Annotated in this window: 8 protein-coding genes and 1 pseudogene; 4 read left to right on the top strand and 5 right to left on the bottom strand. The window is 40.7% G+C overall.

Annotated features, from left to right (window positions below):
- The first annotated feature begins 15 nt into the window (after positions 1–15).
- Together BACFIN_RS03110 and BACFIN_RS03105 are read left to right on the top strand one after the other, a co-directional pair.
- Positions 16–2127 (top strand): DUF5117 and DUF5118 domain-containing protein, encoded by a 2112-nt coding sequence (locus BACFIN_RS03110; RefSeq protein WP_007757149.1) that lies wholly within the window; start codon positions 16–18, stop codon positions 2125–2127.
- Between the two features lie 115 nt (positions 2128–2242).
- A complete protein-coding gene (locus BACFIN_RS03105) occupies positions 2243–3016 on the top strand; it encodes a radical SAM protein (RefSeq protein WP_007757150.1) in 774 nt (257 codons plus the stop codon).
- Positions 3017–3174: 158 nt separating this feature from the next.
- On the opposite strand, the gene BACFIN_RS03100 is transcribed toward BACFIN_RS03105, so the two are convergent.
- Positions 3175–4680, bottom strand: a complete 1506-nt coding sequence (locus BACFIN_RS03100; protein WP_007757153.1) for a hypothetical protein — start codon at positions 4678–4680, stop codon at positions 3175–3177.
- Positions 4681–4947: 267 nt separating this feature from the next.
- Between BACFIN_RS03100 and BACFIN_RS03095 the strand changes: the two genes are divergently transcribed.
- Positions 4948–7533, top strand: a complete 2586-nt coding sequence (locus BACFIN_RS03095) for a glycosyl hydrolase family 95 catalytic domain-containing protein (RefSeq protein WP_007757155.1) — start codon at positions 4948–4950, stop codon at positions 7531–7533.
- Positions 7534–8049: 516 nt separating this feature from the next.
- On the opposite strand, the pseudogene BACFIN_RS23765 reads toward BACFIN_RS03095, so the two are convergent.
- Positions 8050–8268: pseudogene (locus BACFIN_RS23765) on the bottom strand (sialate O-acetylesterase); the annotation flags it as partial.
- A gap of 137 nt (positions 8269–8405) precedes the next feature.
- On the bottom strand, positions 8406–10085 hold the full coding sequence (locus BACFIN_RS03090; RefSeq protein WP_007757163.1) for a SulP family inorganic anion transporter: 1680 nt from the start codon (positions 10083–10085) through the stop codon (positions 8406–8408).
- Positions 10086–10331: 246 nt separating this feature from the next.
- Between BACFIN_RS03090 and rbr the strand changes: the two genes are divergently transcribed.
- Positions 10332–10910 (top strand): rubrerythrin, encoded by a 579-nt coding sequence (gene rbr / locus BACFIN_RS03085; RefSeq protein ID WP_005676804.1) that lies wholly within the window; start codon positions 10332–10334, stop codon positions 10908–10910.
- 93 nt (positions 10911–11003) lie between these two features.
- Here the strand turns inward: rbr and BACFIN_RS03080 are convergent, their stop codons facing one another.
- The gene (locus BACFIN_RS03080; protein ID WP_007757168.1) at positions 11004–12245 is read right to left on the bottom strand and encodes a Calx-beta domain-containing protein; all 1242 of its coding nucleotides are present in this window, start codon (positions 12243–12245) and stop codon (positions 11004–11006) included.
- Between the two features lie 23 nt (positions 12246–12268).
- Positions 12269–12493, bottom strand: a complete 225-nt coding sequence (locus BACFIN_RS03075) for a hypothetical protein (RefSeq protein ID WP_022275822.1) — start codon at positions 12491–12493, stop codon at positions 12269–12271.

Consider the following 12493-nt stretch of genomic DNA (forward strand, 5'->3'; position numbering starts at 1 on the left):
TAAATAAAGAAATTCATGAAGAGAAGAAGATATGTGATTGGTGTATTGTTGTGTGTCACAGCTTTGCTTCAGGCACAGGATTCCGTCAAGTCATTTGACGAGTTTTTTGTTGCCGGGATGGATAAGATCGACGGTGTGTTTCCTGTGTATGTAGCGGAAAAAGAAATCTATTTGGAAATACCCGAAAAATATATCGGGCGGGAAATTGAAGTCAGTGGACAGATAGATCGAGGGTTTGATTTGTTGAATCGTCCGGTTGACGGACTGGGAGTAGTGCGTATTATATCTCCGGATAAAGCTACAATTTGCTTTCAAAAACCGTTTTATACAGAGCGTATTTTAGATGAAAAAAGCACATATCAGCAATCTTTCTCGTTGTCAAATATGCAACCTGCCGGTAAAAGTTATCCAGTGGTGGCCTATTCAAAAGAGCAGGGAGCTATTATTCGGATAACAGAGTATCTGATGACTGGCGATGACTGGTTCAGCTATAATGATAGTTTTATTCGTTCCTTGGTTCCGGAACTGTCGGAAATAATGAAAATACATCCTTTTAAGGAAGGTGTGTCGTTTACGGTCAGGCGCTATCATGGAGTTGAAGCGGAAAGATATATGCTGTCCAGTTCTGCCGTTCTATTGCCTGAAGGTAGTATGCCTTTGGAAGTTACTTGTGTAGTACGCTTGCTACCTCTGAAAAGAGATCAGATCCGCCTGGCAGATTACAGAATACCTTACCGGACATTGAGTTTCAAAGATTACTCGCAAAATCCTTATTGTATGGTAGAAGATTCATTGATTCTTCGTTGGGATATGTCACAACCGCTTGCTTTTTATGTAGATACCCTTTTTCCGAAGGAATACTTTCAGGCAGTAAAGGAAGGAGTGGAAGCATGGAATACCGCCTTCCATAAAGCAGGTATTCATGATGCTTTACAAGTAAGGTATGCAGACCGAAAGATAATTCCGGCGGAACAACGTGCTTTTATATCTTATGATTTGAGAATACCGGGGATCAAAAGTGACTTTATCTGTCATCCTCGTACCGGAGAAATACTTTCATGTCGTCTGAATATCGGACATGGATTCCTAAAAGGAAAATTAGACGACTATCTGTTAAGTTGCGGTGCCTCGGATTCGCGTATTCTGGCTGACCGTTATTCTAAAGAAGTGGAAAAAGAATTGTTGCAAAATGAAATAACGGAGGAAATTGGATATCTTTTAGGTTTGCGCAGAAGTTTATCGAAAAGCTCGTGTGGAAAGACTTTAAAAGTTGGAGATGATGATTGCCGGACTATTTATTTTGGCTATCATCCTTTCAAAGGAGACCAAAATTGTTATGATGAACGGGAGAAGCTCCGCCAATGGATAGAGCATAATTTACCAGATCACATTCGTTTATTCCAACCATCAGGGGAGGAGAATTCTAATTCTTCATTTCCAGAAGATTATACGGTCAAAATATTGGATTTACAGACTGTAGTGAGTCGGTTGGATAAGATTGTGTATAAGGGGAAGAAATACGATAAAGGGAGTTCGCTCACTGATATATACAGAAAGGCTATTCGTCTGTATGGGAGTTATCTGATGGAAATGGCAAAGGTGGTGGGTAGTTCTCAACCGGCAGATGCGCAGCGTCAGGCAATGCTTGATTTGGACAACTATTTATTTCATTCTGTTAAAAAGATGGAATGTACCTATGTAAAAGAGAATTTGTTGGAAACAAGAAACAATCTTCTGTATCCGGAATTGGCGAAGTTGTTCAAACAATTGTTGAGTGTAAAGACAATTTCAGCTCTTCGATTGCAGGCGTTGCAGAGTGACCGGAAGGGGTATGACGATATTGATTTTTTCCGGGATCTTTATAAAGGATTGTTTAATGGTTTTGATCCGCAGTCTGCCGTTAGTTATGAACAGATGGATATTCAGCTGATATGTTTGGAAGCATGGCTGGATATTATGCAGGAAGCTACTGAACATAATAGTATAAAGAAACGTTTAACGAACGAATTGCATAGTCTGCACGATAGACTGGAGGAGCTTAGCACGATACATTCCCAAAAGGAAGTACGTGATATGTATATTCTGCTTTTGAGAAGAATGGATCAATATTTCCGTGCGGTTTCTTGAGTGGCGTTAGAGTAATTATTTGTTTGGGATGATGAAAAAATGGTCGTACAGATAGAATAACCTATAAGTTTTGGGCTATCTTTGCTATGATTTATGAATAAATAATTAGAATAAGATGACTATTATTTTTCCTTCACCCATCTTCGGCCCTATTCATTCCCGCCGTTTGGGCGTTTCTTTGGGAATCAATTTATTGCCGGACGACGGTAAGGTTTGTTCATTCGACTGCATTTATTGTGAGTGTGGTTTCAATGCCGAACATCGTACGAAGAAACTTCTTCCTACCCGTGAAGAAGTCCGCACGGCTCTCGAAGAGAAACTAAAAGACATGCAGGCAAACGGCACTGCTCCCGATGTACTGACATTTGCCGGAAACGGTGAACCGACTGCGCATCCCCATTTCCCGGAAATCATAAAAGATACTCTTGCGCTTCGCGACAGGTATTTCCCAAAAGCGAAAGTAAGCGTATTGAGTAACTCTACATTTATTGATCGCCCTGCCGTATTCGAAGCACTGAACAAGATAGATAATAATATCCTGAAACTGGATACGGTGGATGAAGAATATATTCATCTGTTGGACCGCCCTAACGGAAAATATTCTGTTAAGAAGATCATCGAAAGAATGAAAGAGTTCAAAGGAAACTGCATCGTACAGACGATGTTCCTGAAAGGAGGTTATCAGGGAAAAGACATGGATAATACATCCGACAAGTATGTGCTCCCCTGGATAGAAGCAGTGAAAGAAATCGCTCCCCGTCAAGTGATGATTTATACGATTGACCGGGAGACTCCCGACCACGATTTGCAAAAGGCTACGCATGAAGAGTTAGACCGTATTGTGGCTTTACTGGAAAAAGAGGGTATTCCGGCAACAGCTTCTTATTAAGAAAATAATTATATTGTACGACATCTGGATGTTGGTATATTGACCCTCGGATGTCGTACAATATATTTTAGTATAAATGAGTATTCTCTAATATAGGCCGTGCAATTATTAATGATGTTAATTGAAGCAAAAAAGGATATTTGGCACCAATATCGACTTTATAAAATACGCAATTTATTCTTCCCGCTTGTCAGTTTATAATAGAAACCGATGCAGAAATTATATAAAGGGTAATTTTGGTTATAAATTATATTACCAGAATCATCTTTCGGTTCATAATCTGGCCGTAGACGGGATTCAAATTTTTCACGCGGATAGATGTAAGCGCCATCGGCATTTTTACCATCCAGGTCGATATATTTGTAGAATCCTTTAGAAGAATCACTGTCACGTAGATTACCGTGTCCTTGCAAATGGTTTAGTCCCTGAGGTTGGTTCTCGATGCATGAACCGGAACCGGCGTACATGATGAGTACATCACCTTCCAGCGGTTTATCACAGGTTAATACCACTTTATCTTTTCCATTCAATTCTACTTTTGTAATGTTTATCCGATTGCCGGAGCGTGCTTTGTCCTGGTATACTTCAAAACCGTAATCGCGGATTTTGGGCAGGGTATTCACATCAAGAGCCAATGGCGGTACAGGTACATGAAATCGGATCTGAATCTTTCCCGTTGCACGGTCTAGCAGAATTTCTTTAGGTTGTAAGGGTTTGAAGTTCTTTCCTTTTATTTGTGTTTGATAGTAAACTTTTCCTAGCATTTCGCCGAACCAACGGTAGCCATTGGCATCAAGATGTCCTCCTCTGTCTGTCATCGGATAGATAGGGCCTGCGCAGATGATATCCTTATATTCGTTAGAAGCTTCGAGTTGGGCCATCGAAATGGCAAGTGTATCGCGCATATATTGTGCTCCTGTCTGGTAAGTGATCCATACCGGTTTTTGCTTTTGGTCATATTTCTCTACGACTTCGTTCTGCATATTGTTTTTCAGATTGATTATCAGCTTCTTATACTCCTGTCTGTCAAGTGTGTTGGGTTCATTCTTTTTTAGTCCTTTCTCCGGATTGGCAGTGCCGTAGTTGAACTCTCCCTGCATCCAGAAAATGACCGGACACTGTACGAAGTCTCCCTGTATTTCGGTAATCTGAGAGGCTAAAGAGACGGCTGTCTCAAAATCCTTGTAATGTGTACGTGTTTCCGATTCCTTTGACAGTTCTTCCACGCTGGCGCCACTGAATCCTACTGAAGTAGCGATGATTTTATCCATTTTCGGTTTTTTGAGCCGAACATAATTCACTGCTCCTACAAGCGGTGATTCTGCAAATGTTCCCGCTGATCTGCTCATCACATCCTTACCTTGGCGGAAAGGGATTGCAATATTGCCCACTAATGGATTAAGTTGCTTACGGTGCAAATTTCCGTAGTTAATCCACACTTGGTTGCTGATCATATAGTTTCCAGGTACATTTTCGGTAGATAGTGTCGGATAAGACTGATGGCCTGTGGAGAGACTCTGCCCATCCATGATGAAGTGCATATACATCTCCGGTTTCTTCTTGTTTCCATCTTTTTCTAAAGAGTGATTGTCTGCCATGGTTTCGCTTGTGCAGAAGCCGAGCAGAACGAGGCAAATTCCGGAGAACAGTTTAAATTTTTTCATTGTTTCTTTTTTTGTTAGAAGTTGATAAATTGTTTAATGCGAAAATAGAAGTGGATACTTAAAAAAGTAATCTTCCTGCTATTAATAAGTAATTAAAATACGGTTAATAAGTTTTATCTCGACATTCTGAACCGAAAATATCCGGAAATGCAATTTATTAATTGTTTATTAATGTCCTATTTCGATAAAAATTAAGTCGGGAATCTTATTTTTGAGCAATCAATATATCGGAAAGCAAATATAATTGTATAATATAAAACTAATATCATGAGAAAAGTGAACTATATTTTAATAATTGCGATTTGTGTGATTCTTAATTTTTTGTCCGTGGTAAATGCCAAAACAACAGACCGTAATTTTCCACCCCCTTTGAGAGCTACTTATGATACTCCTGCTAAAATATGGGAAAGTGAGGCGCTTCCCATTGGCAATGGATACATGGGTGCCATGATTTTCGGTGGTGTTTATGTTGATGTTATTCAAACGAATGAGCATACATTGTGGTCAGGAGGTCCGAGTGAAAATCCTGGTTATAACGGAGGGCACTTGAGGACTCCTGAAATAAACAAGGATAATCTTCAGAAAGCAAGAAACTTGTTGCAACAGAAGATGATAGACTTTATGGCCGACAAAGCCGCACATTTTGATGCCAACGGTAAACTCATTACGTATGATTATGAAGGTGACGGCGAAGAAACGGATTTACGCAGATATATAGATAATATTGCCGGTACGAAAGAACATTTCGGTTCATATCAGACCTTGAGTAATATTGTCATTACTTCGAACAATACCAAGTGTCCGGATTGTGCTTACTCTGATTATAATCGTACACTCGATATAGATAATTCTATCCATACAGTCAGTTATAAGGAGAGTGGCATAACTTATAAGCGTGAATATTTCATGAGTTATCCGGACAACGTAATGGTAATCCGGTTGACATCAGATAGTAAAGACGGTATTTCACGTACTATTGCACTTGAATCACTGCACAAGACTAAAAACATCATATCAGAAGGAAACACCATTACAATGACAGGCTATCCGACTCCGGTGGGTGGAGATAAGCGTGTGGGCGATCATTGGAAAAATGGATTGAGATATGCACAGCAAGTAATGGTCAGAAATGATGGAGGTAAGATTTCAGCAGTAGACGGTATGATTAAAGTAGCGGGAGCGAAAGAAATCGTTATCCTTATGTCGGCAGCCACTAACTATGTTCAATGTATGGATGATAGTTACAACTTCTTTTCTAAGGAAGATCCTTTGGATAAGGTGAAAGCTATTCTGAAGAAGGCGTCTGCAAAAAGCTATAAGAAACTGTTGATTGCCCATCAAAAAGACTATCGCAGTTTGTACGACCGTATGAAAATTAATCTGGGTAATGTGAAGGAAGCGCCTGTCATGACTACCGATAAGTTACTGAAAGGGATGGACGAACGTACTAATTTGCAAGCCGATAACCTTTATCTGGAAATGTTGTACTATCAGTTCGGGCGTTACCTGCTCATCTCCAGTTCGCGTGAAGGTTCATTGCCTGCCAACCTGCAAGGGGTTTGGGCTGACAGACTCCAAAATGCATGGAATTCAGATTATCATACTAACATCAATGTACAGATGAACTATTGGCCGGCACAGCCGACCAACTTGAGTCCGTGTCATTTGCCGATGGTGGAATATGTGAAAAGTCTTGTTCCTCGTGGCAGATATACTGCTCAGCATTATTATTGCCGTCCGGATGGAAAACCTGTACGGGGTTGGGTGACGCATCACGAGAATAATATCTGGGGCAATACTGCTCCCGCCAAAAAGGATACACCTCATCATTTTCCGGCAGGTGCTATTTGGATGTGTCAGGATATTTGGGAATATTATCAGTTCAATCAAGACAGGAAATTCCTGGAAGAATACTATGACACTATGTTGCAGGCTGCTCTCTTTTGGGTAGATAACTTATGGACAGACAAACGTGACGGAATGTTGGTTGCTAACCCTTCTCACTCTCCCGAACACGGTGAATATTCGTTGGGATGTTCTACCTCGCAGGCGATGATTTGGGAGATATTCAATATCATGATTAAAGCGAGCAAGGAATTGGGCAGGGAAAATGATCCGGAGATTAAGGAAATCAGCGCATCACTAGCCAAGCTTTCCGGTCCGAAAATTGGATTGGGCGGGCAGTTCATGGAGTGGAAAGATGAAGTGACGAAAGATATCAATGGAGACGGTGGACATCGGCATACCAATCATTTATTCTGGCTGCATCCGGGATCTGCCATCGTTGCGGGCAGAAGTGAATGGGATAATAAATATGCGGAAGCCATGAAAGTGACATTGAATACGCGTGGAGATGCGGGTACCGGATGGAGCAAGGCATGGAAACTGAACTTCTGGGCACGTTTACATGACGGTAACCGTTCGCATAAGCTATTGGAAAGCGCCTTGAAACTAACAAAACCCGGTGCTAATTTTGGGGGAGTATATACTAACTTGTTCGATGCACATCCGCCTTTCCAGATTGACGGTAACTTCGGGGTGACGGCAGGTGTGGCGGAAATGCTGATGCAGAGTCACGGAGGTTACATAGAACTGCTCCCGTCATTGCCTGACGTATGGAAAGAAGGTTCTTTCAAAGGTATGAAAGCCAGAGGTAATTTTGAAGTGGATGCTGAATGGAGCAATGGAAAAATAACGTCTGTTATTATTACCTCTTATTCGGGTAAGGAATGTATTGTCAAGTGCCCGGATGCAAAGAATTTAAAAGTTTCCGGTACTTCTGCGAAGGTCATAGCAGATGATATGATCTCATTCCCTACTTCCTCAGGAAAGGCATATAGGATAATAGAATAGAAATGAAACCTCTTTGGTTGTTTGGTCTCTTATATTAACTTATGTTGTTTATAGCTTATTCTTGCTTATTCATATGGTAGCATTCATAATTTCTTCTGCATAGATTAATAACTTCTCCCCATCAGTTAATCAATTCTTCTATATGTATTTGTTGAATGCACTTGAGCAGCAGTCTTGTTACATAAGTGCAACAAGGCGGCTGCTCAAGTCTGTTCGGGAGAATGCACAAGTGCAAACAAAGATATAAATATAGGGAGCAATATGCCAGTAAATAACATATTGCAAAAAATGCAGTTTTCTCATGGAAAAAAGCAAAAACAACCTATTGTTTTCTGTAAACTTTTCTTAAAATAAGGGCCTTTTTAAGGTTAAGTAATTGATTATTAACTCTGTGACATTTTTGTTTTCCCCCTATAATACTTAAAATAAGAACAAAAATGTGGCGGATGGTTTATCCTCCTTGTTTCACATAACTTTTCTGTTCTTTATTTCACATCATCCCATGTATCTGTTCTGAATGTCGAATCCTTCCAGTTGTTCGAACGTGGGGAATAGTCCGGCACGAGCATTGTCGAATGCTACTATTGCTTTGCCGTCAGTATATTCCACATTAGTCATCATAGGTCCGGTGGATGGCAGTTTGCGTACTCCGTAAGTTTGAGTTAATGCAAGAGTAGCAAGGCGGAGACCTACCGGTTCTTTAGGGGAAGGATGGATACAGAACTCATTGCCGATATGTTGTTTCCAGTGAAGATACTTCCCATTTTTTCCTTCGAACTCTGTCCGCTTTTGAATGTCTTTAATTCTTGGTACGGTGATAAAGCGGATACGATCACGATAGTTACCATGTTATTATTTATTAGATAAGATTATTACTCTACAATTTCTTTCGCTCTGTCCAATGCTACATTGATATTCGGACAGATATTTTCCTCTCCCAATAGTTCATAGAATCCGGATTTCTCCAATACTTTATGAACTTTCTCGTTGACTCCGGAAAGGATAACGGTAATCTTCTCCTTCTGCGACATTTCACAAAGAGTGGTCAGGTTATGGATACCCGTAGAGTCGATAAACGGAACTTTACGCATACGGATGATACGTACTTTCGGACGGTCACCCAATTGCGCCATTGTCTCTTCGAACTTTGTGGCGATGCCAAAGAAGTAAGGACCGTTGATTTCATATACTTCCACTCCTTTGGGGATTATCAGATTCTCTTCGTGTACGGCGATATCGAGTTCCGAGTTCGGATCAATCTCGTCCGTGATAACAGAAATTTCGGTAGTCTCCATAACACGTTTCATAAAGAGTACACAAGCGATGATAAGTCCGATTTCGATGGCAACTGTCAAGTCGAAGATAACAGTGAGGAAGAATGTGATCAGAAGTACCGTTACATCCGATTTTGGATTTCTCAGTAAAGCCTTGAATACGCGCCATCCGCTCATATTATAAGAAACGATGACCAATACTCCGGCAAGGCATGCCATCGGGATATATTGAGCAAACGGCATTAGGAAGAGAAGAATCAGCAACAGGACGACTGCATGGATGATTCCGGCTATCGGTGTCTTACCCCCGTTGTTGATATTTGTCATAGTACGGGCAATGGCTCCGGTAGCGGGGATACCGCCAAACAAAGGAGCTACGATATTTGCTGCACCTTGTGCAATCAGTTCTGTGTTGGAATCGTGGCGGTCGCCTATCACACCATCGGCAACGGTGGCGGACAACAGTGATTCGATAGCTCCCAACACGGCAATTGTGACGGCAACCGGGAATAAGTTTTTAATGGCTTCCCAGTTCAATGTGGGTACAACGGCATCGGGTAGCTCGGAATTGATTGTAAAGCGGTCGCCAATGGTTGGGATGCAGTCAATTCCGCCGTACATCTTCGTCAGGTAAACGGCAACTGTCACCACGACAATAGCAATCAGTGAGCCGGGAATTTTCTTGGAAAATTTGGGTGAGATGGCGATGATAATGATACTGATAATACTTACGATGGTATTCCACCAGTTCACCGTGTCGAAATGGCGGAAATAAATCAACCATTTTCCAATAAAGTCACCCGGAACTTTCTCGTCTCCAAACGACAGGCCGAAGATATCGGCTATCTGTGTGGTGAAGATGGTTACAGCGATACCGCTGGTGAAACCTACGATAATCGGATAAGGAATGAACTTTATGACGGCTCCCAGTTTGAACACTCCTAATAATATAAGGAGAACGCCTGCCATGAGCGTTGCTACAATCAGCCCGGCCTCTCCATATTGTTGGATAATTCCGTAGATGATGACGATAAAAGCGCCTGTCGGTCCGCCGATCTGAACTTTGCTTCCGCCCAGCAATGAGACGATAAATCCGGCAATAATAGCAGTAATGATACCCTTTTCGGGTGATACGCCCGAAGCAATACCAAAGGCAATGGCTAACGGCAACGCAACGATACCAACGATGATACCTGCCATCAAGTCTGCCATGAATGTTTCTTTTGAATAATTTTTTAGGCAAGAAACCAATTTAGGTTTGAATTCAAATAGTTTCATTTTCTATGAGTTGTTACGTGATCGTTTGTCTTTTGTAAAGTAGAGGTTGCAAAATTATATAAAATAATCGAAAGAAGTATGTTTCTCGACATACTATTTGATTTTTGATAGGTTTTATCAATGAGGGCATAGATTTTATTAATGAGAAAAGTAGGGCGTTTTATGAACAAATAGCTTATATTTGCGTTATGAATAATACGACAAGTTACGTGTGGTAATCAACCAATTTAAAATATAATAAGAATTATGGCTAAGAGTATTAAAGGAACTCAGACAGAGAAGAATCTGCTGACTTCATTCGCTGGAGAATCACAGGCAAGAATGCGTTACACCTATTTTGCAAGTGTGGCTAAAAAAGAAGGTTACGAACAAATTTCGGCTATTTTTACTGAAACGGCCGATCAGGAAAAGGAACATGCGAAACGTATGTTTAAGTTCTTGGAAGGTGGTATGGTAGAAATCACTGCCAGCTATCCGGCAGGTGTAATCGGTACTACACTCGAAAATCTTCGCGCTGCCGCTGCCGGTGAACACGAAGAATGGTCGCTAGATTATCCTCATTTCGCAGATGTGGCAGAACAGGAGGGTTTCCCGATGATTGCCGCTATGTATCGTAATATTTCTATTGCTGAGAAAGGTCACGAAGAAAGATATCTTGCTTTCGTGAACAATATCGAGAATATGACTGTATTCGCTAAAGAAGGTGAAGTAGTATGGCAATGCCGTAACTGCGGTTATATCACTGTAGGTAAGGAAGCTCCGGAAGTTTGTCCGGCTTGTTTGCACCCGCAGGCTTACTTCGAAGTAAAGAAGGAAAACTATTAAAAGAGGATTTCTGATTAGAAGATAGTTGGTTCCACGTCGGGAGGCTTTTCGTTTCCGGACGTGGAACTTTTTTTATTGTGTGGCTCTAGTACTTTATTCTACTTTGCTAAAGTGAATACGAAGAGGAGCATCTTCCATAGAGCTCATAAATTCATAAATCATGGCTCCAAAATCTTCTCCTTGCGGTTCATAATCATCCAATGTGCATTCCAATACCTCTTTGCTATCCACTGTGATTAGTCGGAAACCGACAAGAGCCGGGCGAATGTCTTTGTGGGTAGTAGAGAATTTGACGTTTACATCAGGTATTTCCAGTATGGATACTTTTACGTTTGCGCCACTATTCTCTTGGAACGATTTATCTCCTTCTTCTTTAAAAGTGATTTTACGGGGAGATGTCCCGAAATAATTCTTCAGGTCTCCGGATAGATCGGGAGTGAATGTATATTCTAAGTAAGAGTCACCTTCAAATGTTATTCGGTCTGAAGGTGTCCCTTTGGGTGCTTTGCTGATATCTTCTCCATACATCTCGAACAAATCAAGATTTGTTATTTTATCAAATGCCCAAGTTCCGGTAAATATATCCGGTCCGCTTATAGTGACAGTAAGTGTGCCGTTGCTGCCTATGGCATATCCGTCTTTATTGGCCAGACGGAGGATAAGTTTATCTTTTCCTTCTTCTTTCTTCAGGTACTTGATAGAGAAACTCCCTTTATTTTTGTTGATAGGAACAACAACTTGGGCTCCATTTACGAATTCATAATGTACCCCTTCTATTGCGGTAGAACTTTCATCTACTTCAATATCGAAGGTTGTCGCTACTTTTACCTTATATACTCCTCCTTTCATATTAGTCAGTTTGATAGAGAAGTCAGCGCTGAATCCAACTTTTCCTGTACTGTTCTCAAAGGACATTATGATTCCATTATTATTTAATAAGTTTACAGAAGCATAATTCATCAATCCCAACGAGAAACCTTCCGGAGCTTTTTGTAGATTAACATATAATTCTTTATTTTCATCACCGATATTTTCTTCAATACGGGTTAATGTAAAAGTAGCTTCTGTCTCACCTGCTTTTAATAAGATGGATGGTTCTGATACGGTGAAATCTACGCCTTCCACAGCTGTTCCACCAAATAGAACGGGAATAAAGACATCCGTTAGAGGAGCTTGGTCAGCTTTTATTTTCAATTCTATACTTCCTTTTGCCAATGTATAGAATGGCTGGTCGATATAGATTTGAGGCAGGCGCTGGTTATCATCAGATGAACAGGAAGCAAGAATAAATGTCATGCTCATCAATATACATAGATAATGCCCTAATTTCTTCATAACATTTCTTGGATTTTATGTGGTTATTGCTGTTGATTTATACTGCTTTCATATTCTGCTTTTATCGCATTATATTCCGCTACTTCTTCAGTAGTCAACACAGTAGGATTGGGTAATTTATAAGTTTTATTTATGAAATTAGTATCTGATTGCGGTGGCAATTCATCTATATCTTCGCAAGCTGCGTAAATTGCTCCGGATAATGCGAGGGAGATCATAAATATCCCGCTATATATTTTCTTTTTCAT

Source organism: Bacteroides finegoldii DSM 17565 (assembly GCF_000156195.1).
In the GTDB taxonomy this organism is placed as follows: domain Bacteria; phylum Bacteroidota; class Bacteroidia; order Bacteroidales; family Bacteroidaceae; genus Bacteroides; species Bacteroides finegoldii.

Coding starts and splice junctions, on each gene's coding strand:
- BACFIN_RS03105 (WP_007757150.1), top strand. CDS start 2,243: ATGACTATTATTTTTCCTTCACCCATCTTCGGCCCTATTCATTCCCGC.
- BACFIN_RS03080 (WP_007757168.1), bottom strand. CDS start 12,245: ATGAAGAAATTAGGGCATTATCTATGTATATTGATGAGCATGACATTT.
- BACFIN_RS03100 (WP_007757153.1), bottom strand. CDS start 4,680: ATGAAAAAATTTAAACTGTTCTCCGGAATTTGCCTCGTTCTGCTCGGC.
- BACFIN_RS03090 (WP_007757163.1), bottom strand. CDS start 10,085: ATGAAACTATTTGAATTCAAACCTAAATTGGTTTCTTGCCTAAAAAAT.
- rbr (WP_005676804.1), top strand. CDS start 10,332: ATGGCTAAGAGTATTAAAGGAACTCAGACAGAGAAGAATCTGCTGACT.
- BACFIN_RS03075 (WP_022275822.1), bottom strand. CDS start 12,493: ATGAAAAAGAAAATATATAGCGGGATATTTATGATCTCCCTCGCATTA.
- BACFIN_RS03095 (WP_007757155.1), top strand. CDS start 4,948: ATGAGAAAAGTGAACTATATTTTAATAATTGCGATTTGTGTGATTCTT.
- BACFIN_RS03110 (WP_007757149.1), top strand. CDS start 16: ATGAAGAGAAGAAGATATGTGATTGGTGTATTGTTGTGTGTCACAGCT.